A 23,084-nucleotide genomic window follows, 5' to 3' on the forward strand; every position below is an offset into this window, starting at 1 on the left:
AGCGTACCATATGCCTTATCTGGTTGAGGCCGGCGGGAAATCTTAACAGCTTTAATCTCACTCTGATTTGTCAGGGTGAGATTTTTTTAGCTTGAGCCATTTCAGAGGTTAAGCCAAGTTTAATAGAGACTCTTCACAAGGGGAGCTCGCTTGAAAAAACAGGACTGACCCGAAACTTACGTTCATTTGTTAACGTTCTGTTCACATTCAGCTGATAATCTAATGTTTGTCAGTCCTTAACAGACTAATTAAATATAATAAATGAAATGGGGATTAATATGAAGTTTGTGGCAGCTTTAACATCAAAGCGGAAGTTAGTCTGGTTGACGCTTATTCTCTGGGTTATTGCAACAGGGGTTTTAAGTGCAGCACCTTCAGCTGATGATTATACGGTTAACACAGGGGAGAATGATTTGCCTGAAGACGCCCAGGCGGTAATAGCAGAAAAGAAAGTTCAAACGTATTTTCCCGACGATGACGGTCAGTTAGCCCTGCTTGTTTTTACCTCTTCAGAAGAATGGCATGAAGAAAACTGGCAGGACATTTCACAAATCAGTGAATGGCTTGCCGATGATGACACGCTGCCCTCCATCGATTCAGTCGTTCCATTTCACCGGTTCCCTGATGATGTCCGGGAAGCTTTCCGGTCAGATGACGGCTTGACTATGGTGCTGCCGATGACATTGACAACCGGACTGGCTATGGAAGAGATCAATGAGACTATTACAGCTGTAGATGAGTACGGAAATGAACAGTTGGAGAAAGGGAAGATGTATGTAACCGGACCCGCTGGAATTGCATCTGATACGATTTCGATTTTTGCCGGTGCGAACTTAACTTTATTGTTCTCAACCATCGGCCTGGTATTGCTTCTGCTTATAATTATATACAGATCTCCTTTACTGGCGGTGATTCCATTAGTCGCTGCAGGATTTGTTTACCAGGTGACAGACAGAGTTCTTGGCTTATTAGCTGCAAACGGCGTGTTTACGATTGAAACGCAATCTCTATCAATCGTGATGATCCTGCTCTTTGGAGCTACCACGGACTACAGTTTATTTATTTTCTCCCGTTTCCGTGAGGAGTTAAGGTCCGTAGATAATAAGTACGAAGCTATGAGCCGTGCGGTTAAAGGCGTAGCTGAACCGATTTTTTTCAGTGGAGGAACCGTATTTGCAGCCATGCTTGTCCTGTTACTGGCATATTACGGACCATACCAGAATTTCGCACCAACATTTGCTATAACAATTTTACTTGTGCTTCTGGCAGGTTTAACACTTATCCCGGCTTTGTTTACGATTGCAGGCCGGAGAGCTTTTTGGCCGTCGATCCCGAAAGTCGGAGAAGAAACCTTGAAGAAAAACCGCTTTTGGGGAGGAATTGGCGTATTAGTTACAAAAAAACCTCTTCTATCCGGAGGTTTAGTACTTCTTTTTCTAATAATTAATGCTATGAATGTTCCTTCTATTCAGTATTCCTTTAATTTAATCAAATCATTTCCTGAAGACATGGGCTCCAGAATCGGCTTTGAAAAACTGGAAGAAAGCTTCCCGCCAGGGGAATTAGCTCCGGTGACGATTTTAATGGAAAATGCAGAGGGCTTTAGTTTAGATGAAGAAGAATGGAACAGCCTGGAGCATATGCAAAGTTTATTAGTGGAAAGAGAAGATATCTATGACGTTGAACTTCCTCCTTTGGAAGATTTGCAAGAAGGGCGGAGTATGAGTGAAAACGGGGAAGCTCTTCAATTGGAGCTTATCCTTGAGGGAAATCCTTACGATCAATCATCTTTAGATACATTAGACCGTTTAAAAAACTCAAAAGAGTTCCTGCTTGAGGAAAGTGGTCTCTCACAGGAGGATATCACTCTTTATTTTGCAGGAGAAACGGCCAAACAGGCAGAGGTGAGATCATTAAATGAACGGGATACATGGGTAGTGGCCCTGGTGGTAACGGCCGTAATTGTAGCCATGCTTATCTGGCATACACGATCGGTAATCGCCCCTGTATACATGATGTCTACAATTCTGCTGTCATATTTATCAGCTTTAGGACTGAGTTGGTTTATTTTTCACAATATACTGGGCTTTGAAGCGATGAGCTACCGGATACCGCTTTATGCCTTCGTCTTTTTAGTGGCTTTAGGAGTGGACTACAACATTATGCTGATTTCAAGAATTCGTGAAGAGAACCGTCATCATTCTATCCGGCATGCCGTTCAGCGCGGGGTTGCTTTGACAGGAGGTGTCATCTCATCTGCTGGTCTAATTCTTGCCGCTACTTTCGGCGTCCTGATGACCCAGCCTCTTATGGAACTGTACATGTTCGGTTTTATTGTTGGTTTAGGAATTTTGCTTGATGCATTTTTAGTCAGAGGAATGCTCGTTCCAGCGATTGTCACAATCCTTGGACAATGGAACTGGTGGCCATCAGTCAGACAGAAGAACACCAATAATAATTAATAGAAAGGAAGCAGAAAATGTATTCAGCCTATTATATTTTTCATATTGCAGGAGTTGCTGTTTGGATAGGTTCGTTTGCAGCATTTGGCTTTTTGCTGCGTTCGCTTATTAAGAACAACGAGTCACTTGAAAAGTATACTTTTGTTATCAGTCGGATTCGGCTATGGATAAATGGAGGAGTAATTCCGAGTGCACTAATCGTTCTTATTACAGGGGTTCTGATGATCTTGCAATTCAATAGAGAGAATCTTCCCTTTTATCTGATTTTCATGGAGCAGGCAGGTTCTTTAGTAATATTATTTACTATTATTGTGGTGTCCGTATACAGCAGAAAATTAAGAACAAAGCTTCAGGGCCTCCCGCTAAAAAAAGAGAAAACGTTGGAATCAGTTGGATTAATGTATACAAACTATTTATTTACTTCCGCTGCATTAGCTCTGCTGATTATTATGGTAGTGGGGATGAGATTAACGTAAGAGTTGGTGCTGGCCCTGTGGCATGCTTACCCTCGGGCTGTGGACGATTTTTGTCGAAAATTGTTATACGGTAGAGTTGAACGATTATACGGTAGAGTTTGAAGTTTATAACGTAGAGTTGAGCATTTATACGGTAGAGTCTCGCGATTATAACGTAGAGTTGGACAATTATACGGTAGAGTCACACGATTATGACATCGATTTCCGACTTTATACGTAAAGTCACACGATTAAAACGTCGATTTCCCCGATTATACGGTAAAGTCACACGATTATAACGCCGATTTCCCCGATTATACGGTAGAGTCACCATAATAAAACCTCCCAGGGCGCCCGTCCTTGGGAGGTTTTCAGTTTAAAGCAGTGATTCTGCGCCGTCTATAAACATTTCAGTCCCGGTTATATGGCTTGATGCATCAGAAGCGAGAAAGCATACGAGATCAGCGACTTGTTCCGGCTTACCTGACCGCTCTTCCAGAGGCTGGTTGCCTTCCGGGTATTCGACAGGAATCTCAACTTTCTCCAGCTGGTCTTCCTTAGGGTGAGTGTTCTCGCCAATGTTAGTCTCGATAGCTCCCGGACAAATGACATTTACACGGATATTGTAGTTTGCCAGCTCGAGGGCAGCCATTTTTCCAAAAGCGACCTGAGCTGCTTTAGAACTGCTGTATGCTGACATACCGAAATTGGAATAAACCCGATTGCCGTTAATTGAACTCGTTAGTATAATGCTGCCGCCATTCTCTTTCATATGAGGAATCGCACATTTTACTGTTAAAAAGGTGCTTTTTAAGTTAGTTGAGAGAGTCTCGTCCCATTCCTCAGGTTTTAAATCTTCGATAGGGGCGACAGTTCCGTTAATCCCTGCGTTGGCATAGATAATATCGAGCTGATTAAATTCACTGGCTGCTTGATTAAATGCCTGCTCCAGCTCACTTGGATTGGAAACATCGGCTTCAGCAACGATTGCTTCGCTGCCTGATGACTCTATTTCTTCTTTTACTGCCAGTAAGTCGTCTTTTTTCAGATCAATCAGACAGACTTTCACACCCTGCTTTGCCAAATGCAGGGCTGCGGCTCTGCCCATTCCGGATCCGCCCCCTGTTACCACAGCAGCTTTTCCCCGTAAAGACGTGTACTGATCCATAATATCTTCCTCTTTTCTTTATTGTTTAGTGGATAAAAATTTAAAATTTCCAGTTCATTTTTTTATTCCTTAAGAGACTCAAATTGAAACCTTTTCCAGGGGGAGCGGAATAAAGGGAACAGAGAGTAGTGGAATGAGATGTCTCAATATATAAACGACTAAGTATCTAAAATAAATTTTTTAAAATAGTAATTAAGAACCACTCCCTTAAGAAAGATAATATTCCAATATATTTAAAATAAAATTTGAAATCCTCTTGCCTTATGTGAGGAAAGAAGCCGATGTTATTTTAGCGTAAAAAATGATTTTTAAATATAAATTAGATAACATGCAATAAAAATATTTTAAAAAGTTAGTTATTTTCAAAAATCTAAAATTTTCAGAAAACGAGTTTACTTAAATAAAAGATTATGGTAAATTGTCTAAAGATTAGAAAAATGATAGTGGCAGGGTGATATTTTTAAAAAGTAAAAAACAAACCTAACAGAGGATATAGAACGCTTACAGAACAGATACAGTTATGTAAGCGCATACATTAGTGCGGAAAAAAGGCGGTGTTAAGATTGTCGGTATTATTGGACGTGAAGAATCTGCAAACACATTTCATAAGTAAGAAACAGACAGTAAAAGCAGTGGACGGTATCGATATTTCTATTAAAAAAGGGGAAACGGTGGCACTCGTTGGGGAATCCGGTTCAGGGAAGAGTATGACGTCTCTTTCCATTATGCAGCTGGTTCCTTCTCCCGGCGGAGAAATAGTCGGGGGGGAAGTGAATTTTAACGGGAGGGACTTACTTAAACTGAAAGAAAAAGAGATGAGGAAAGTCCGGGGCAATGAAATTTCTATGATCTTTCAGGAACCTATGACTTCTTTAAATCCCGTACTGACTATCGGTGAGCAAATTACAGAAGTGCTCAGGTACCATAAAAAAATGAGCAAAGAGCAGGCTCGTCGAAGGGCAGTGGAACTGTTAAAACTCGTTGGATTCTCAAGAGCAGAGGAAATGCTTAAAGATTATCCGCACAGATTGTCCGGAGGGATGAGGCAGCGGGTAATGATAGCGATGGCTATGAGCTGCGATCCCAAGCTATTAATTGCAGATGAACCGACCACAGCTTTGGATGTAACCATCCAGGCACAGATTCTTGAATTTATGAAGAATTTAACACACCAGTTTGAAACAGCGATTCTGCTCATTACTCATGATCTCGGGGTTGTTTCAGAAGTGGCTGACCATGTGGTCGTGATGTATGCCGGCCAGGTTGTAGAGACCTCAGATGTTGAGCGCTTGTTCGACGAGCCAAAGCATCCTTATACTCAAGGACTGTTGAACTCTATTCCAGCCATCGAAGGGGAAATCGAGAGGCTTCAATCTATTAAAGGCAATGTCCCTCTTCCAGATGAAATGCCTGCAGGCTGCCGCTTTGCTCCCCGTTGTCCTAAAGTATTTGATAAATGCCTGACTTCAAACCCGGAACTCATTCCGCAGGAACAAGGGCGTAAGGTAAGATGCTACCTGTACGAAGAAGGAGAGGATGCGGTATGACACCAGAAATGAATACAGCAGTGAAATCAGGCAGGGCACAACAGGAAAAAACCTCTTCTGATGTGATTTTAGAGGTCAAAGATTTAAAGAAACATTTTCCCATAAAAACAGGGATCCTGCAGCGGACAACCGGTGTTATAAAAGCAGTAGACGGAGCGCATTTCTCTGTGAAACGCGGTGAAACCATCGGCATTGTAGGAGAGTCAGGGTGCGGTAAATCAACGACGGGCAGGACGATTATCCGGCTATATGAACCGACTGAAGGCAAAATTATCTATAAAGGCAATGATATCTCTCATCTTAAAGAAAAAGAGATGCGGAGTTCGATACGGCGTGACATACAAATGATCTTTCAGGATCCCTTCGCTTCACTTAATCCGAGGAAAACATTGGGCAGTATTTTGTATGAGCCTTTTAAAGTACATAACTTACATTCTGAAAAAGAACGCCAGGAGAAAATAGAATCTCTCTTGGAAATTGTCGGACTGGACGGCTCCTTTAAGAGCAGGTATCCGCACGAATTCTCCGGCGGACAGCGGCAGAGAATTGGCATTGCCCGTGCACTGACGACCCAGCCGGAATTAATTATTGCTGATGAACCTGTATCAGCCCTGGATGTGTCGATCCAGGCTCAAATTATTAATCTTATGGAAGACTTGCAGGAAGAGTTCGGACTTACTTACGTGTTCATATCCCATGATCTGAGTGTGGTCAGGCATATCGCCGATACGGTAGGTGTTATGTATTTGGGGAATATGATGGAGCTTGCCCCTAAAGAAGACCTTTACCGGGAGCCTCTTCATCCCTATACGCGGGCGCTTTTGTCTGCTGTACCGGTGCCCCGTCAAAAAGGAGTAAAAACAAGGGAGAAGGTCGTATTAAAAGGGGATTTACCAAGCCCTTCAAATCCCCCGTCAGGATGTGTCTTTCACACACGGTGCCCGGAGGCGATGGAAGAGTGCAAAAAAGTAGTGCCAGCTTTTGAGGAGAAGAAAAGCGGCCATTATGTTGCCTGCCACCTTTATAAATAATTTAAAATGAGCAATTTCCTTTTTTAAAAACTGCACCTGTTAAAGCCATAAATTTTTTCTTATTAGAATAAGCGTTCTGGTTCACCGGGCCTCCAGTGGGAAAGTTGAGGGGGACCCGGATGGGCGTTTACCCTGGGAGGTTCACAAACTGCCCTAATATAACTAAGGCATATACCGGCAGTTTAGGTAAATCAAATTCGTTCTAAATAGTGAAAGGAGGTGTCATGCACCTTTAATCGTAAGAAAATTCTTATAATTATTTTTAAAAAAAATAAGGAGGGGTTTAGTTGAAAGTGAAAAAGAAAGTACTTGGTTTATCAACAGTCGTATTAGCTACGTCAATATTTGCGGTGGCCTGTGGCGGGGATGATAATCTTGAAGAAGCCATGCAGGAAGAGAGAAATGATGCTGAAGAAAATAATAACAATGCTGATGCTGGCGAAGAGGCTGATAACGACACTAACGAGAATGAGGGGAATGAGGAAGCCTCCGGTGAAGCACAGGATGGCGGAGATCTCACAATCGGGATTGTAAGTGACCCTGTTCAGTTCCTCCCGACCCACTCCTCCGATACGGCCAGTGGCGATATTGAAGATATTGTCTTCAACCAGCTTGTGAGAATTGATGAAGAGATTGAAATCCAGCCGGAACTTGCGGTGGATTGGGAAGAGTCTGAGGATGGGCTTACTTATACGTTTGAAATTCATGAAGGTGTCACCTTCCACGATGGAGAACCTTTAACAGCCGATGATGTGGCATTTACTTTCAACATCTTTATCGATGAAGATTACACAGGTCCTCGAGGCGGGTATTTCCGCGCCCTTGAAGAAGTGGAAGCTTTGGATGAAACGACTGTGGAATTCCGTTTAAGCGAGCCGGATGCCCGTTTCCTTGGAAACCTGGGTTTCGGTATTATGCCTGAGCATATTTTAGGCGATGTGCCGGCAACAGAGCTTGAAGAACATGATTTCACGCGTGACCCGGTCGGTTCCGGTCCGTTTGAGTTTGATACTTGGGAAGACGGGCAGTATGTCCAGTTAACTGCTTATGAGGATTACTGGGAAGGAGCGCCTCATTTAGACCGCCTCACACTAAGCATCGTCGGTGACCAGAATGCGATGATGGCCCAGATTGAAGGCGGAGATATTGAAATGGGTGTGGTTCCTGCGACAGATTTCTCTACAGCTGAGAGATGGGACGAAGAAGGCCTGGTGACACTAAGCTCAACTTTAGGTTACCAGTACAACTATATGGGTTACAATACCCGTCTTGATATGTTCTCTGATAAGGAAACGCGTCAGGCACTGACTCACGCCATTGACCGCCAGACAATTATTGACCAGGTAGGCCAGGGACAGGGTGAAGTGGCTCACGGGCCGGTCAGTCCGTTAAGCTGGGCTTATCCGGATTCTATGCCTGAATTTGAATATGACCCTGACCTTGCCAGAGAGCTTCTTGAAGAAGCAGGCTGGGAAGAAGGCGGAGACGGTATCCTTGAGCGTGATGGCGAGCGGTTCTCCTTTACATTAAAAACGAACTCAGGTAACCAGATCCGGGAAGACATTGCTGTTATTATCCAGTCTATGCTGAATGAAGTAGGTGTGGAAGTGGATGTAGAGTATGTCGAGTGGGGGGCGTTCCTTGACCAGATCTACCCGCCGAACTGGGATTTCGATGCGATTATCCTTGGATGGGCTTTAGGAACTGATCCTGATCCACGTGCAATCTGGCATACCGAAGAAATTGAACAAGGCCAGAACTATACAGGCTTCTCACGTGATGACGTGGATGAGCTTATCGACGAGAACGTCTTAATTGTTGACCAGGATGAGCGTGCAGAAGCGCTTCACGAGATCTTTGAGATTATCGCTGAAGAGCAGCCGTACACATTCCTGTACTATCCTAATGATTTAGTGGCTATCCCTACTAATCTTGAAGGATTTATTCACCATCCGCGTCTATCATATTACAAGCCTCACGAGTGGTATTTCACCGCGGAATAGGTTGATAGCCAACGTTTTTGAGTGAGCAGACCAGGTCCAGAGGAAGCTGATCGCGCTTTCCTTTGGACCGCGGTCTGTTGATGTACATAAGAAAATGATTGACGGCGCTCTTCTCTTTTACAAGGGTATAAAAGAAGAGACTGATAAGGAGGCTCCACATGCTTTCATACATCCTGCGGCGTATAATTATGGCTGTGCCAATTTTAATTGGTATATCTATCCTGACTTTTTCAGTGATGCACCTTGCACCTGGAAGTCCTACTTCTATGCTTCTGGCTCCGGATATAGGGCCGGAAGTGAGGATTGCTTTTGAAGAAAGATACGGGCTTAATGATCCCATCCCCGTTCAGTATGTGAAATGGATGGGGGCAATGATTCAGGGAGATATGGGTTATTCTCTCGTAAGGGTAGGTATGCCTGTCAGTGAAATGATCATGAACAGACTGCCTAACACGCTCATATTAATGGGTGCATCGACCATTATTGCGATTGTTATTTCCATTCCATTAGGTATTATTTCTGCTAGAAGACAATACACGGTAACTGATTACAGTGTGACATTCGGTTCTTTTGTAGGGATTGCGACACCTAACTTCTGGATCGGCCTGCTGCTCATTATGTGGCTTTCCGTTAACCTGGGCTGGTTTCCATCCGGGGGTACACATACACTAAACGAGCCCTTCAGTATTCTTGACAGGCTTCATCATTTATTTCTTCCTGCTCTTGTTCTTGCTACAGCTGATATGGCCGGCTTAACGAGGTACAGCCGTTCGAGCATGCTTGAAGTCATCAGGCAGGATTATATGCGGACAGCCAGAGCGAAAGGATTTACAGAGAATACGGTAATTTACAAGCATGGCCTTCGCAATGGACTGATCCCCATTATTACAATTTTCGGGCTGATGCTTCCATCATTTTTCGCCGGTTCGGTCGTAGTAGAGCGGATTTTCGCCTGGCCGGGGATTGGGGACCTGTTAATTACCTCAGTGTTCCAGCGTGATTATCCGGTGATTATGGGTATTACAATGATTTCTGCAGTCTTAGTGGTGCTCGGAAACCTGTTGGCGGACATTGCGTATGCCATATTTGACCCGAGAATTGAGTATTAAGGAGGTGCGGTCAAATGCAACAAGAACCAGTAAATATGCCATCATCGACGCCGCCGGAACCGGGGCCCAATGATCCAAAATTAAAAAAGAAACCTGACACATTAACTAAAATAATTCTTACTAAATTTTTCAGAAATAAACTGGCAGTCGCCGGTGGGATCGTTCTTTTTATTATTGTAACGATGGCCATCTTTGCTCCTTTGATTGCCCCTCAAAATCCAGGGGATGTTGAAATGGACCTGCTAAACCGTCTGGCACCTCCAAGTACCGAATTTATTATGGGAACGGATGATTTCGGGCGGGATATATTCAGCCGGGTTCTCTACGGAGCGCAGGTATCATTATTAGTAGGTTTCCTCGCTATGCTGGGAGGAGCAATTATAGGAACGGTAATGGGATCGCTGGCCGGATATTTTGGCGGGCGGGTCGACGCTTTAATTATGCGTCTTGTAGACATTCTTATTTCTTTCCCGAACATTTTCCTGCTTATCCTGCTTATTGCCTTTTTCAGTCCGAGCGTAGGTTTGCTGATCGTTTTCCTGGCTTCTCTCGGGTGGATGAGTACAGCTCGTTTAGTACGGGGGGAGTTCTTGAGCTTAAGGCAAAGGGAGTATGTATTAGCAGCAAAAACGTTAGGAATGAAAACAAACAGAATTATCTTCCAGCATATTTTACCGAACGCCTTAGGGCCTATCATTGTAGCATCTACGTTAAGTGTCGGTAATTTGATCATTGTTGAATCAGTTCTCAGTTTCCTTGGTTTAGGGGTTCAGCCGCCTACGCCGAGCTGGGGAAATATGCTTCAGTCAGCCCAGAATTATACAATTATGAGAGATGCCTGGTGGTATCCGGTATTTCCGGGGCTGATGATATTCATAACTGTCTTGTCGATTAACTTTGTCGGTGACGGGCTGAGGGATGCGTTTGATCCAAAAATGAGATAAAGGGCTTTTTGGAACAAAGAATCCAGTAAAATTTCTAATTTAATTGGCAGCTGATGGATTCCCCTGGGCAAGTCTCCGCCTGGCGGCTAAAAAAGGCGTCCTGACAACCAGTCGTGTTGTTCGGATGCCTTTAACTATTCTGGGTTTTAGTCTCCTTTATTTGTCTGCTTTTTGTCCAAGCCTGGTTAAGACAATTTTAATGGGACAGCCGTTAGTTTTATAGAATCGTCTTATAGACTTTTCAGATAAAAATGATAAAATAATCATTAGAGGTCGTACATAAAGAAGGGATTCGAATGAAGCTTTGGTTTAAAAAAATATCAGCTGTTTTAATTACGCTGCTGACACTTGGAATGTACATACCGCCGACTTATCTTGATGCAAACGCTGAAGGGGAAAAAGACGATTCGTTTCCTGCAGATGAAGAACTGCAGGGCGTTGATTCTGCCTTTTCTGAAATAGAAGAAATTGAAAGCGATTTAGACGGAATAGAGGATGACGATAGTACTGACATTGACGTCAGTGATCATTATGTTCAGATGTTTACAGAGCAAGCCAGGGAGCAGACGTTTAACAAACTCGGCCCCCGTATTGCAAATAAAGTGGAAGATGACTTTATGATGGATGTTTTTCCAAGCATGGAGGAAGTCATCAGTACGATCCTGGATGAGCTCGATGAAGACGAGTTTACCTACTTGGAAATAGAGGAACAGAAGGCCTCAGTTAAAGGTGAAAAGATTTTTAATATATATGATCACCAGGCTAAAGAAGATGTCGCGCGATTCCATGTCCGCAGGGACCTGAAGCCGAAAGACGGTTACTGGTTTAACTTTCATTATCACCTGAGAGATGATAACTTCGAGGAACACCATGATCTCGGTAATATTTACTGGGATAAAAATACACCGCCGAAATGGATGTCTTCATGAAGAAGCAGATATAAGAATGTGCAGCTTGGTGCACATTCTTTCTTTATACCTTGGCTCTGTTAAGGTTTAACGTTGATCATGAAAAGCGGCGGGACGCCAGCCGCACAGAAAACCGGGCAGACTGAAGGAACGGGGGGCTCTTCCTTGAAAAACATCTCTATCATCGTACTTATTCTGACTGTATTAACAGGAGCAATTCATTTCTTTCCTTCTAATATAAGCGCTGAATCTGTCGTTCTAAATGGAAGCCGGGGTGAAATTGATTTAGCGCCTTACATAGAAGTACTCGAGGATAAGAACAATGAGTGGACGATAAACGATGTAGCAGAAGGAGAAATTTCAGAAAAGTTCGAACTCAACCAGGGCGGCGCGCCCAGCTTTGGTTACACCTCATCCGTTTACTGGGTGAGGTTTCAGTTACATAATCAGTTTTCAGAGGATGAGTGGTATTTGAAACTGGATAATCCTACAATGGATTACACCTCTCTTTATCTATCTGAAAATGGGGAATTTGAAGCATGGGAAACGGGGGATCTTTATCCGTTCGGCCAAAGAGAAGTGACTAACAGGAATTTTATTTTCCCGCTCGATTTTTCCGAAGAAAATGACTATGTTATTTACATGCGGTTCCAGTCTGAAGGGGCGATGCAGCTTCCGTTAACAATGATGGACAGGGACTCTTTTTTATCCATCACCCAGCAGGATTATATTATTTTAGGGCTGCTTGCAGGACTGGCTTTTGTCATGGCTCTTTACAACTTGTTTGTCTATTTTTCTTTACAGCATAAAAGTTATTTATTTTATGTTTTTTTTATAATAGTTAACTTATTAACCTTTTTATCGTTTTCCGGTCTCGCATATCAGTTTATCTGGCCGGAAGCTGTCTGGTGGAACAACAGGTCCATTGTCTTTTTTATGGCAGTTTCAAATATCCTTGCTATTCTGTTTACAAACAGCTTTCTCGAGCCTGAGAAACTGGTGCCCAGAAGTGTTAAATGGTCTTTTGCTTTAATATTAATGAATTTATCCGTGCTGGTGGTATTAGTTTTTTCATACCCTTTAGCCCTCGACTTTGTCGTGCTTGCCACCGGAGTATCTGTCGGATTTATACTGACTGTTTCTTTAATAACCTTGAAAAATGGCTTTCGCCCTGCGCGTTTTTTCTCATTAGCCTGGTATATATTTATAGCTGGAGTAGTCGTTTCCATACTGACGGATGTTGGCATTCTTCCTTTTACATTTATGACTAAATATGCCTGGCAGATTACTACGTCTCTTGAACTGATTCTTCTTTCTTTCGCGCTGGCGGATAAGATTACGATCATGAGAAAGGAGAAGGACCAGGCTAAAAGGGAAGCGATTGAGAGCCAGCAGGAGATGCTTGAGCATTTAAAGAGAACGGATAAATTGAAAGATGAATTTCTTGCCGTGACCTCTCACGAACTGAGGACTCCGTTAAACGGCATAATAGGCATAGCTGAATCAATGAAAGATGGAGCAGCAGGAGAAATAAATGATTCTGCGAGAAAAAATCTGATGATGATTATTACAAGCGGAAAAAGGCTGGCCCATTTAATTAATGATATTATTGATTTTTCAAAGCTTAAAAACAATGATATGGATTTGCATATTAAAGAAGTGGATGTAAAAGAAACCGGGGACCTGGTGGTGAATATGTGCCATTCGCTTGTAAAAAATAAGCCGGTTGTTATTGAGAATCATCTAGAAAAAGGGCTTCCGGCTATTGCGGCTGATGAGAACAGGTTTCAGCAAGTCTTATACAACCTTATTGGTAATGCCATTAAATATACAGCGGAGGGGAAAGTTTCCGTAAACGCTTATGAGAAAAACGGGTTTGTGGAAATTGAAGTGGCTGATACCGGCCCTGGAATTGATAAAGAAGAATTAGAATCCATTTTCTACCCTTTTGAGCGCGGGGGCGCAAAAAGCGATGAACATGATGAGGGCATGGGGATTGGGCTTAATATCAGTAAACGACTCGTAGAACTTCAAGGCGGAAGAATGAACGTCAGGTCCGGGAATGGAAGAGGTTCTGTCTTTACGTTCACTATCCCCCTCTATGGAGGACAGGAGAAAAGAACCGTTGTGGCGGGTACTGTCCACCCGCTCTCTTTTGAAAAGGAGGCCTTTTCATTTTTCAGCCAGCCGGAAACGCCAGGAAGTAAAAAAACAGGCAAGAAAATATTAGTAGCAGATGACGAGCCGGTGAACCTTCAAATACTTATTAACTATTTAAGCCTTGAGGGGTATGAAGTAAAAACAGCCTCCAGTGGCGAACAAGCCTTAAGGCTTCTGGAAGATGAGAAAGATTTTGACCTGGTTATTCTGGACATTATGATGCCGAAGATTTCAGGCTATAAAGTTTGCCAGGATATAAGAAAAACCTATTCACTTACAGAACTGCCTGTTCTTATGCTGACAGCCAAAAATCAGCTGGAAGACAGACTGGCAGCTTTTGAAGCCGGTGCGAATGATTATCTCGTAAAGCCTTGTGATAAAAGAGAACTTCTGGCCAGAACTGAAACGTTTCTGCATTTAAGCCGCGCTGTAAAGGAAATAAAGGACCGGGCTGAAGAATTAAATAACATGAACCTGAAGTTAAAGGAAATGAACGATATTTTAGAAGAAAAAGTAGAAGACAGAACAAAAGAGTTAGCTTTAAAAAATAAAGAGATGAACAGCAAAAATGAAAAACTTATCAAACTGGAAGAAGCAAGAATCCAGCTTCTGTCAAATATCTCCCATGAACTCGGGACACCAATTACATTTTTACAAAGTTACGTTCAGACAGTGAAAGAAGGAATAATTGATGCTAATAACCCTAAGTATCTGGAAATCGTCCAAAACAAAGTGAAGCTTCTTGACCGGCTGATAAACGATCTCTTTGATTTAGTAAAATTTGAATCAGGGAAAATGAGCCTTAACATTGAGACTATTAACCTTAAAGACTGGCTGCAGCATATTCATGAGACGTTTATGTTAGATGTAGAAACTCACCGGCTGTCCTTTCCGCGTCCGGTAATAAAGAATGACAGGCTGGACACAGAAGGAGTTTTGTCTGTTGACGGAGAAAGAATGGAGCAGGTCTTTTATAATCTTATTAACAATGCGGTCAAGCACAGTTTGCCTGGCGGTAAAATTGAAATATCAGCCAGCATCTGTCCATATGATAAAAACGAAACAGCGAGTGAGTTTGACGGGAATGTCGTCATTGAGGTAAAAGACAATGGAACAGGCATTGAGGAAGAAGCCCTTCCTTATATTTTCGAGAGGTTTTACAAGGGGGGCATTGCAGAAAACAGTGAAAGCGGCACTGGGCTTGGGCTCGCTATTACGAAGGAAATTATCGATTACCATAAAGGGGAAATATGGGTGACAAGTACAAAGAATGCTGGCACTTCTTTTTTCTTTTCACTTCCGCTGATTTTAAAGAGAGCAGATCAAAAGAATGTTCATCTGTAAAAGGAGTGGTGAAAGATGGCCGGGGATAAAATACTTATTGTTGAAGATGACGCAGATATCCGCGAATTGACCTCTTTATACCTGAAGAAGAAAGGCTTTGAAGTAATCACGGCGGAGAACGGGGCAGCAGCATTAAAGCTTGCGGAAACAGCCGATCCTCAGCTTATTTTATTAGACGTGCTGCTCCCTGGAATGGAAGGGTTTGATATTTGCCGGGAAATAAGGAATAAAACGGACACCCCCATTATCTTTTTGAGCTGCAAGCGTTCTTCTTCAGACAAAATCAAAGGGTTAAACGCCGGGGGCGATGATTATATAACAAAGCCTTTTGATTTGGCTGAATTAGAGGCGCGGATCAGGGCGAATTTGCGGCGAAATGGTCCACTTTCATCCGGTGAGGAGAAAAAGAGCCGGTATTTAATGTGGGGAGAAGTAAAAGTGGATTTAAACAGTTTCGACGTGTTTGTTAAAGAAGAACGTGTCTCTTTATATGCAAAAGAGCTGCAATTATTATTATTTCTTATGAAACACCCGAATCAGGTCTTCAGTTCAGAACAGCTTTATAACCACATTTGGGGATTCGACCAATACGGCGATCTGAAAACAGTGTCTGTCCATATACGTAATCTCAGGAAGAAAATTGAAGAGAATCCTGCCAAGCCTGAGTATATCCAGACAGTCCGGGGATTTGGTTATAAATTTAATAATAAAGCTTAAAAATGAGAGAAAAATTTACGGAAAAAAGAACATTTTTCCTTTTTTTAACTTGGATTTAACCTATAAGAAGTATATTAGATGACAGAAAGAGTCGGTAAAGAAGCGTTTAAGGGTAAAAGTTTAAACTGAAAAAGGAGGGATAGGGGGCAACTGTAAGGATAATTATCAGAATATTCTATTATGTTATTTATTTCAAAAAAGTGGTATGGCCGTTTAATTCACTTTTGAGAACAAGGGATTTAATCAGAAGGAAAGTTTAAGCAGCCGAAGCAGCCGGAAGTGATAATCTTAAACTTATTCTGTATGGGATGCAAACGGGCTTGCGTCCGACAGATAATGGACAGGAAGACAGGTCAGAAAGAACAACTTTTTACCTTCCTACTAGCTAAAGGCAAATCTGTTGAAAAGCAGGGACGCAAAGCTACGGGTCTAAGGGCAGGGAAACGCCTAAGATCGCCGGGCCGCCTATTAGGCATCTGTGGGAAAGGAGGTCTGGGGGAAATGGAAAATACCGTACATTCCACCTTGGACAAAGAATGGGAGCAGTTAATGGTTGAAGCAAAAGAAATAGGCATGACCACGGAAGAAGTACGCACGTTCTTCCAGGAATCTTTAAACAATTTACCAGCGTCTGACATAAATCATGAAAAAGGGAATGTTTTATAGACGGGCTGGGCTAAATTAACTGTTTCAAATAATTATTTGAAACAGTTTTTTTGTGGAAATAAATGGGGGGTCTGACCCCAGGTTGTTGAGACTGTCACAAAAGTGTCATAATATAAATAAGCACATTGTGTGTATCAGGGGGGTTATTCCTTTAAAATAGGAATGTAAACACTATACAGACAGTTAAAACAGTATGTTATGAGGAGGCTGTGAACAGTCATGACGCAGCTAAAACAAATGGCACAGGAACAAAAAAAGAGCAGGTCAGCTTTAATGGTATCTTCGTTTATGATCGGGGCATCCATTATCGCCCAGGCCTGGTTTATTGTGCTCATCGTTGATCATATATTTTTAAATAACGGCGCATTTGGGGAGATTTATTTCTGGCTTGGAGGTCTCTTGGCAGCGCTGTTAATAAGAGCATTGTTTACTTATGTGAACGGGCGAACAGGTATGAAGATGGCAAGCCATGTAAAAAGTGATGTGAGAAAGAAACTTTTAAATAAATTCAGCAGGAATCCTTTGCAGGCATCCTTGAAGGGACAATCCGGGGAAAAAGTGAGTGTGCTGATGGATTCAGTGGATGAGATTGATAATTATTTCCGTCATTACTACCCGCAAATGATCCAGTCTTCCATTGTACCTCTTATGCTTCTCATCGCAGTGTTCTGGGTGAATTGGGTGTCAGGGCTCATTTTAGTCATAACCGCTCCTTTTATTCCGATTATGATGATTGTGGTAGGAAAAAACACGCAGAAGAAATCAGAAGAACAGATGGAGAAGCTTACTGTCTTTTCGGGACGGTTCCTGGATATTTTGCAAGGACTCTCAACTTTGAAATTTTTTGGACGGGCAAAAGAAAAGAAAGAAGATATCAGGCTTAGCAGCCTGGATTACCGCGACGCAACGATGGAAGTATTAAAAATTGCTTTCTTATCTTCTCTTATGCTTGAGTTTATCTCAATGCTCAGTATATCTCTCGTTGCGCTTGAAGTCGGTTTCCGGCTCGTGATTTATGAGCAGCTCACGTTCTTTACTGCCTTTTTTGTTCTTATACTTGTCCCGGAATTTTTTACTTCACTAAAAGAATTAGGAAGTGCCTTTCATACGGGGAGAGGAAGTATGGGAGCGGCCAAACGTGTGGCTGCTGAGTTAGAGGCTGAGGAACATCCGGTTACGTGGGGAGATGTCTCATTGGATACACAGGAGACCCCTCCTGCTATTTCCTTCAGAGACCTCAGTTTTTCTTACGGCGGAGAGGCTTTTGCTTTAGATAAACTTAAGGCTGAATGCGAGCCATACAGCGAAATAGCTGTGGTTGGCAAGAGCGGGGCAGGAAAAACAACCTTACTGAATTTAATTGCCGGCCTTGTTGCTCCGACTGAAGGAGAGATCATAGTCAACGGCCGGCCGTTAAACACTTACAAAGAAACAGACTGGTATAACCAGCTCAGCTATATTTCTCAAAATCCTTACCTGTTCTCCGGCACGATTGAAGAAAACATTATTCTTGGAAAGCCCGGAAATGTCACACGGGCTGAAGTGGAACAGGCAGCTGAAAAAGCTGGAATTGCCGAGATGATTTCAGAGTTAAAAGACGGCTACGAAACGGTAATTGGCGAAGGCGGAAGAGGGCTGTCAGGCGGCGAAAAGCAGCGGGTAGCGTTAGCCCGTGCTTTCCTGAAGGAGCCGACCGTTATTTTATTTGATGAACCGACAGTCGGGCTGGATCTGAAAACGGAACAAATTCTCCAGCGTTCTATGAAGGAGCTTGGAAAATCGTCAACCATCATTACCGTTGCCCACCGTCTTCATACGATAAAAAATGCGGATCAGATTCTGTTTCTTGAAAACGGCGAACTGAGAGCTGCGGGGACTCATAAAGAGCTTCTGCAGGAGTCAGAGGCTTACAGCAGCATGATCCGTGTCCATCAAGGAGGGGAAGCAGGATGAGAGAAACAGGGATGATTATGACGCTGATGCTTAAGGAAAGAAAAGATGTTCTTTTATCCGTGTTATTCGGCTTTCTTGCAGGAATGGGTGCGGTGAGTGTGTTTGCCAACAGCGGGTACCTTATATCCAAAGCGGCGATTATGCCGCCGCTCTATGTCCTGACTGTAAGCATCGCGCTGCTGAAACTTTTCAGTTTTACACGGGCGCTTAGCAAGTATGCTGAAAGGTATTACTCGCACCGCGCGACATTTACGATTTTGAGTAATCTCCGAGTCCACTTTTTCGAAAAAATTGAGCCGTTAGCTCCGCGTATTTTTCAAAAATACCGGAGCGGGGATATCCTTTCGAGAATAGTAGGGGACGTAGAAAGTCTGCAAAACTTTTTCTTAAGGGTATTTTACCCTCCGATTGTTATGCTGATTGTCTTTTTAGCAACGATTGCTTTTACGATGTATTTTTCGGTGTATATCGGTTTAATTTTAGCAGCAGGACTCCTTCTGACTGGCTTTTTGATACCTGCTATGTTTGCGGGCAAACACTGGAAAATTGAAGGGCAAGTCAGAGAACGGCGGGGAAACTTATCAGTAGAGGCGACTGAGTTCCTCTACGGCTTCAGAGATTTGAAAATCCATCAGAAACTGGAACAGCAGGAAAGCAAGTTAATTGCAGCTTCAGACGACTATATCAGCGGGCAGGAGAAAGCCGGGACCCGGATGCTGTTCAGCCAGTCGATCAATCAAGGTGTTACTATGGCTGTTTCCTGGCTCGTACTTGGAGCCTCGGCATATTTAGTAACAGTCGGCGAACTGGAAGGCGTTTTTATTGCCATGCTCGTTATGATTTCATTGACTGTTTTTGAGAATGCTGTGCCTATGGCCGCCTTTCCTAATCATTACGAAGACAGCAGGCACGCCGCAGCGCGGCTATTTTCAGCAGTGGAAAGCGATGAGAAGTCTGAGGGAGAACAGGCAGAGCAGAAAGGGGTCATACTTGACCGTTCAGAACCTTGGGGTGTTTTCATAGATAATGTCACTTTCAGTTATCCCGGGGAAGACCGCGCAGCACTGAAAGACGTGCAATTAGCGATTCCTGCAGGCTCCAAAACAGCTATCGTAGGACCGAGCGGGTCAGGAAAATCGACATTGCTTCAGCTTCTTTTGAAAGTTTACCGTGCAGACACCGGGAATGTTCATATAAACGGCCGCCCTGTAACTGAAATAGATGAAGAAAGCCTGTGGATGGGCACGAAAGCCCTCCTCCAGGAGCAGCACTTCTTCTATGGAACAGTGAGGGAAAATTTACAGCTGGCCGGTGACGAATTGACAGATGATCAGATTAAAGAGGCGCTGGCTTATGTTCACTTGGAAGATTTTTCACTCGATGACCAGGTGCTCGAAAAAGGCGGCAATCTTTCAGGAGGAGAAAAGCAGAGGCTGGCAGTCGCCAGAGGGCTTTTGAAGGAAGGACGTCTCTGGCTTCTCGATGAACCAACTTCTTCTGTGGATGTACTGACCGAAAAAAAGATTTATGACCATCTATTTAAAGAAGCCGAAAACGACACGCTTATCCTGGTCAGTCACCGGTTAACAGGACTTGAACAAATGGACCGGATTATAGTAATGGAGCAGGGGAAAATCGTTGAAACAGGCACGTACGAGGAATTGATGGCAAAACAAGGCTATTTCTATGAAATGAAACAAATCGAGAAAAGTGTCTTTTCAGCCTGAAAAAGGGAATAACTGGGGGGTCTGTCCCCCCAGTTATTCCCTTTTATTTTCTAAGCTGTTTTCTAAACCTGTACCGGAACCTTCCCTTTAGCAATCCAGACACTGATTTTATCTTCTTCTGTCTGTTGTTTTAACAGCGTGTTGCCGGTGCTCTTGCACCATCCTTCAATATCTCTTGCAAAGCCTGGGTCTGTCACGCTTATTTGCAGCACCTGGCCGTCTTCCAGTTCTTTCATCCCTTTGTGGACTTTCATTATCGGTCCGGGGCAGGATAAGCCGCACGCGTTAATTTCAACCTCGGCTTGGAGGTCCCCCTCCTCAACGACCGGTTCGTTTTTCCGGCTGTCCATTTCTTCCTGGACGGAATCGGAACACTGGGCATTAACACACGAATAGGTTTTATATCCGCCGCTCAAGTTGACCGGCTGAAATCCGTTTTGTTCGAGAATACGGGTTGCCAGATATCCGCGAAGGCCAACTTGGCACGTAATATAAATTTTACGGTCTGAAGACAGCTCACTGAGCCGGTCGCGCAACGTGTCAAGCGGGATATTTATTGAGCCTGGAATAGAGCCCATCGCCACTTCTTCCGGGTTGCGGACGTCGACTAACGTCCCGCCGTCACCGACGATCCTGTCAATCTCATGATGGTGAACAATTTCCAGGGCACCGTCAGCAATGTTGGATGCCACGTATCCGAGCATATTTACAGGGTCTTTTGCAGACGAATACGGCGGTGCGTAAGCGAGTTCCAATTCAGGGAGATCATATACTGTTAAACCGCCTTTAATAGCCGTAGCTATAACATCAATCCGTTTATCGACCCCGTTAATTCCAACCCCCTGGACTCCGTAAATTCTGCCGTCTTCAGGATTGAACGTCAGTTTTAAAGAGACAGGAAATCCTCCAGGGTAATAACCCGCGTGAGACGCAGGGTGGACATGCACCGATTCATAGGGCACATTCAGCTCTTTCAGCGTCTTTTCATTATTCCCGGTTGCTGCTACTGTAAGGTCGAACACTTTTGCAATGGCAGTTCCGAGTGTCCCTTTGTACTTCACATTTTTACCGTAAATGTTGTCAGCCACGATACGCCCCTGACGGTTTGCAGGCCAGGCAAGCGGCACCATTGTGGCGTTCCCCTGATTAAAGTCCTTCACTTCAATCGCGTCACCGATCGCATAAATGTGAGGATCTTCAGTACGAAGGGTGTCATCAACAATGATTCCTCCCCGTTCGCCTACTGGTAATCCGGCATTAACCGCCAGTTCATTTTCAGGACGGACACCGATCGAAAGAATGGTCAAGTCGCTCTCAAGCTCTTTTCCGCTCGCTAAAACAACTTTTTTTCCATTTTCACGGAAAGCTTTGACTCCGTCTTCTAAAATAAGGGTTGCTTTGCTGCTCACATGCTCGTGGACGATTGAGGCCATTTCATAATCGAGAGGCGCCATTACCTGGTCAGCCATTTCCACAATTGTCACGTCAATTCCCCGTTCGTGCAGGTTTTCAGCCATTTCCAGGCCGATGAATCCTCCGCCGATCACGACTGCTTTCTTTGGATGCTCTTCATCAACCCAGCCTTTGATTTTATCTGTATCAGGAATATTGCGGAGTGTGAATATATTCTGTGCGTCATTTAACCCGTCAATAGGCGGAACAATTGGGCGCGCGCCAGGTGAGAGAACAAGTTCATCATAGGATTCAGTATATTCTTCACCTGTATCTGCTTTTTTGACTGTGACAGTCTGGTCGGCACGATTAATGGCGGTCACCTCAGTCAGGTTGCGTATATCAAGGTTAAACTTTTTCGACATACCCTCGACTGTTTGAACGAGCAGTTTATCACGGTCTTCAATTGTGCCGCCAATATAATACGGCAGTCCACAGTTGGCGAATGAAATATGCTCACCTTTCTCAAAAACTGTAATATGGGATGTTTCATCAATTCTTCTTAATCGGGCAGCTGCTGTAGCTCCGCCGGCCACACCGCCGACAATAACAATTTTTTTAGACATAGGAATAACCTCCTGTAATTTAAAGCATTCGTTTTTTGTTTAATACCTATAAGGGTATATTACAGCAGGTTTAACACTATGTAAATGTCTTTAAGTAAGAAGTTGTGACCGTTATGTGAAAGTTAACACATACAAAAAAGAGGCCCTCATTATGAGATACGCCTCTTCACGGTCAACTGTTTTTTTGCTTAAATTTTTTATATTTTTCAAGTGCGGCAGAATCGTGGTCCGGGTAGTAGGCGTTTAAATAATCTTCGTAATGCGGTCCATAAGCATCGATCGTTTTTTTAGTTCCAAACGGCTTCCAGAACAATTTATTTAAATAATACTCCCACTCTTCAAGGTCACCGCTCATACTCTCGCCTTTTTGGAAACGATGGGCCAACTCTTCAAGCTGAACCCGGATCAGGCCAATATTCATAAAATAAATCCCAAGGATACTTATAACCACTGCAAGAATAATAATGATATACCACATAACGCTTTCTCCTTTTGAAACCTTCGTAATCTCTTAACCTATTTTAACACTACAAAAAATGATTTGTCGCCCGTGACGGTCAGAAGGGCCTTTAAAGCAAAGCAAAACCGCCAGCCAATTTAAGCTGACGGTTCTTTTGGTCTTTATTTATTATCGTCTTCCCATGCGTTAACTTCTCTTTCAGCATCTTCTCTCGATTTTCCATATCTCTCCTGGATTTTCCCGATAAGCTTTTCTTTGTTGCCGTCTACATGCTGTAAATCATCATCGGTCAACTTCGACCACTTCTTTTTCGTTTCTCCAGTAAGCTGTTTCCATTTACCTTTTAATTGGTCTTGATTCATTAGTAATCTCTCCTTTGGAATTAGCTTTCGATTATGTTGTTGATATACCA

18 protein-coding genes and 1 riboswitch are annotated in these 23,084 nt (G+C 43.3%); of the genes, 14 read left to right on the top strand and 4 right to left on the bottom strand.

Annotated elements, in window-relative coordinates:
• Positions 1 to 278 precede the first annotated feature (278 nt).
• Genes K8O68_RS02695 through K8O68_RS02705 form a run of 3 tightly spaced genes read left to right on the top strand, consistent with a single transcriptional unit; the run spans position 279 to position 3,158 of the window.
• A complete protein-coding gene (locus tag K8O68_RS02695; RefSeq protein WP_230895400.1) occupies positions 279 to 2,462 on the top strand; it encodes an MMPL family transporter in 2,184 nt (727 codons plus the stop codon).
• 17 nt (positions 2,463 to 2,479) lie between these two features.
• On the top strand, positions 2,480 to 2,938 hold the full coding sequence (locus tag K8O68_RS02700; RefSeq protein ID WP_230895401.1) for a hypothetical protein: 459 nt from the start codon (positions 2,480 to 2,482) through the stop codon (positions 2,936 to 2,938).
• A gap of 22 nt (positions 2,939 to 2,960) precedes the next feature.
• On the top strand, positions 2,961 to 3,158 hold the full coding sequence (locus tag K8O68_RS02705) for a hypothetical protein (RefSeq protein WP_230895402.1): 198 nt from the start codon (positions 2,961 to 2,963) through the stop codon (positions 3,156 to 3,158).
• Between the two features lie 135 nt (positions 3,159 to 3,293).
• On the opposite strand, the gene K8O68_RS02710 is transcribed toward K8O68_RS02705, so the two are convergent.
• Positions 3,294 to 4,085: an SDR family oxidoreductase gene (locus tag K8O68_RS02710; protein ID WP_230895403.1), complete on the bottom strand. Its 792-nt coding sequence runs from the start codon at positions 4,083 to 4,085 to the stop codon at positions 3,294 to 3,296.
• Positions 4,086 to 4,648: 563 nt separating this feature from the next.
• Between K8O68_RS02710 and K8O68_RS02715 the strand changes: the two genes are divergently transcribed.
• The 11 genes from K8O68_RS02715 to cydC all read left to right on the top strand — a co-directional run bounded on the left by K8O68_RS02715 (position 4,649) and on the right by cydC (position 20,194).
• Entirely contained in the window at positions 4,649 to 5,632 is a 984-nt protein-coding gene (locus K8O68_RS02715; protein WP_230895404.1) for an ABC transporter ATP-binding protein, read from the top strand.
• 8 nt (positions 5,633 to 5,640) lie between these two features.
• Entirely contained in the window at positions 5,641 to 6,663 is a 1,023-nt protein-coding gene (locus K8O68_RS02720; RefSeq protein ID WP_230895426.1) for an ABC transporter ATP-binding protein, read from the top strand.
• A 293-nt stretch (positions 6,664 to 6,956) separates the two neighbouring features.
• Positions 6,957 to 8,666, top strand: coding sequence for a peptide-binding protein (locus K8O68_RS02725; protein ID WP_230895427.1), 1,710 nt, complete (start codon positions 6,957 to 6,959; stop codon positions 8,664 to 8,666).
• A 158-nt stretch (positions 8,667 to 8,824) separates the two neighbouring features.
• Positions 8,825 to 9,775 carry an ABC transporter permease gene (locus K8O68_RS02730; protein ID WP_230895405.1) on the top strand — a complete coding sequence of 317 codons (951 nt, stop codon included), beginning with the start codon at positions 8,825 to 8,827 and terminating at the stop codon, positions 9,773 to 9,775.
• Positions 9,776 to 9,810: 35 nt separating this feature from the next.
• Positions 9,811 to 10,719 carry an oligopeptide ABC transporter permease gene (gene opp4C, locus K8O68_RS02735; RefSeq protein ID WP_230895428.1) on the top strand — a complete coding sequence of 303 codons (909 nt, stop codon included), beginning with the start codon at positions 9,811 to 9,813 and terminating at the stop codon, positions 10,717 to 10,719.
• 296 nt (positions 10,720 to 11,015) lie between these two features.
• Complete coding sequence (locus K8O68_RS02740) at positions 11,016 to 11,648, top strand: YpjP family protein (RefSeq protein WP_230895406.1); 633 nt, start codon at positions 11,016 to 11,018, stop codon at positions 11,646 to 11,648.
• Between the two features lie 144 nt (positions 11,649 to 11,792).
• Positions 11,793 to 15,131: an ATP-binding protein gene (locus K8O68_RS02745; protein WP_230895407.1), complete on the top strand. Its 3,339-nt coding sequence runs from the start codon at positions 11,793 to 11,795 to the stop codon at positions 15,129 to 15,131.
• Positions 15,132 to 15,146: 15 nt separating this feature from the next.
• Positions 15,147 to 15,848, top strand: a complete 702-nt coding sequence (locus K8O68_RS02750; protein WP_230895408.1) for a response regulator transcription factor — start codon at positions 15,147 to 15,149, stop codon at positions 15,846 to 15,848.
• A gap of 380 nt (positions 15,849 to 16,228) precedes the next feature.
• Positions 16,229 to 16,317: riboswitch (cyclic di-GMP riboswitch) on the top strand.
• 32 nt (positions 16,318 to 16,349) lie between these two features.
• Positions 16,350 to 16,514 (top strand): anti-repressor SinI family protein, encoded by a 165-nt coding sequence (locus K8O68_RS02755; protein WP_230895409.1) that lies wholly within the window; start codon positions 16,350 to 16,352, stop codon positions 16,512 to 16,514.
• 219 nt (positions 16,515 to 16,733) lie between these two features.
• Positions 16,734 to 18,467 carry a thiol reductant ABC exporter subunit CydD gene (cydD, locus tag K8O68_RS02760; RefSeq protein WP_230895410.1) on the top strand — a complete coding sequence of 578 codons (1,734 nt, stop codon included), beginning with the start codon at positions 16,734 to 16,736 and terminating at the stop codon, positions 18,465 to 18,467.
• Positions 18,464 to 20,194 (top strand): thiol reductant ABC exporter subunit CydC, encoded by a 1,731-nt coding sequence (gene cydC, locus K8O68_RS02765; RefSeq protein WP_230895411.1) that lies wholly within the window; start codon positions 18,464 to 18,466, stop codon positions 20,192 to 20,194. The genes cydD and cydC overlap by 4 nt, the downstream gene beginning before the upstream one ends.
• Before the next feature lie 62 nt (positions 20,195 to 20,256).
• Here cydC and K8O68_RS02770 read toward each other — a convergent pair whose 3' ends face one another.
• From K8O68_RS02770 to K8O68_RS02780, 3 genes are all read right to left on the bottom strand, one after another.
• Positions 20,257 to 22,212, bottom strand: a complete 1,956-nt coding sequence (locus K8O68_RS02770) for a CoA-disulfide reductase (RefSeq protein WP_230895412.1) — start codon at positions 22,210 to 22,212, stop codon at positions 20,257 to 20,259.
• A 172-nt stretch (positions 22,213 to 22,384) separates the two neighbouring features.
• The gene (locus K8O68_RS02775; RefSeq protein WP_093050705.1) at positions 22,385 to 22,690 is read right to left on the bottom strand and encodes a hypothetical protein; all 306 of its coding nucleotides are present in this window, start codon (positions 22,688 to 22,690) and stop codon (positions 22,385 to 22,387) included.
• Between the two features lie 143 nt (positions 22,691 to 22,833).
• On the bottom strand, positions 22,834 to 23,034 hold the full coding sequence (locus tag K8O68_RS02780; protein ID WP_230895413.1) for a CsbD family protein: 201 nt from the start codon (positions 23,032 to 23,034) through the stop codon (positions 22,834 to 22,836).
• Positions 23,035 to 23,084: the final 50 nt, after the last annotated feature.

It is taken from the genome of Salipaludibacillus sp. CUR1 (assembly GCF_021028955.1).
GTDB lineage: Bacteria > Bacillota > Bacilli > Bacillales > Salisediminibacteriaceae > Salipaludibacillus.

Bases quoted from the DNA above. Each gene is read 5' to 3' on its own strand.
- K8O68_RS02695 (WP_230895400.1), top strand. From the start codon at position 279: ATGAAGTTTGTGGCAGCTTTAACATCAAAGCGGAAGTTAGTCTGGTTG.
- K8O68_RS02700 (WP_230895401.1), top strand. From the start codon at position 2,480: ATGTATTCAGCCTATTATATTTTTCATATTGCAGGAGTTGCTGTTTGG.
- K8O68_RS02705 (WP_230895402.1), top strand. From the start codon at position 2,961: ATGCTTACCCTCGGGCTGTGGACGATTTTTGTCGAAAATTGTTATACG.
- K8O68_RS02710 (WP_230895403.1), bottom strand. From the start codon at position 4,085: ATGGATCAGTACACGTCTTTACGGGGAAAAGCTGCTGTGGTAACAGGG.
- K8O68_RS02720 (WP_230895426.1), top strand. From the start codon at position 5,641: ATGAATACAGCAGTGAAATCAGGCAGGGCACAACAGGAAAAAACCTCT.
- K8O68_RS02730 (WP_230895405.1), top strand. From the start codon at position 8,825: ATGCTTTCATACATCCTGCGGCGTATAATTATGGCTGTGCCAATTTTA.
- opp4C (WP_230895428.1), top strand. From the start codon at position 9,811: ATGCCATCATCGACGCCGCCGGAACCGGGGCCCAATGATCCAAAATTA.
- K8O68_RS02740 (WP_230895406.1), top strand. From the start codon at position 11,016: ATGAAGCTTTGGTTTAAAAAAATATCAGCTGTTTTAATTACGCTGCTG.
- K8O68_RS02750 (WP_230895408.1), top strand. From the start codon at position 15,147: ATGGCCGGGGATAAAATACTTATTGTTGAAGATGACGCAGATATCCGC.
- K8O68_RS02755 (WP_230895409.1), top strand. From the start codon at position 16,350: ATGGAAAATACCGTACATTCCACCTTGGACAAAGAATGGGAGCAGTTA.
- cydD (WP_230895410.1), top strand. From the start codon at position 16,734: ATGACGCAGCTAAAACAAATGGCACAGGAACAAAAAAAGAGCAGGTCA.
- cydC (WP_230895411.1), top strand. From the start codon at position 18,464: ATGAGAGAAACAGGGATGATTATGACGCTGATGCTTAAGGAAAGAAAA.
- K8O68_RS02770 (WP_230895412.1), bottom strand. From the start codon at position 22,212: ATGTCTAAAAAAATTGTTATTGTCGGCGGTGTGGCCGGCGGAGCTACA.
- K8O68_RS02775 (WP_093050705.1), bottom strand. From the start codon at position 22,690: ATGTGGTATATCATTATTATTCTTGCAGTGGTTATAAGTATCCTTGGG.
- K8O68_RS02780 (WP_230895413.1), bottom strand. From the start codon at position 23,034: ATGAATCAAGACCAATTAAAAGGTAAATGGAAACAGCTTACTGGAGAA.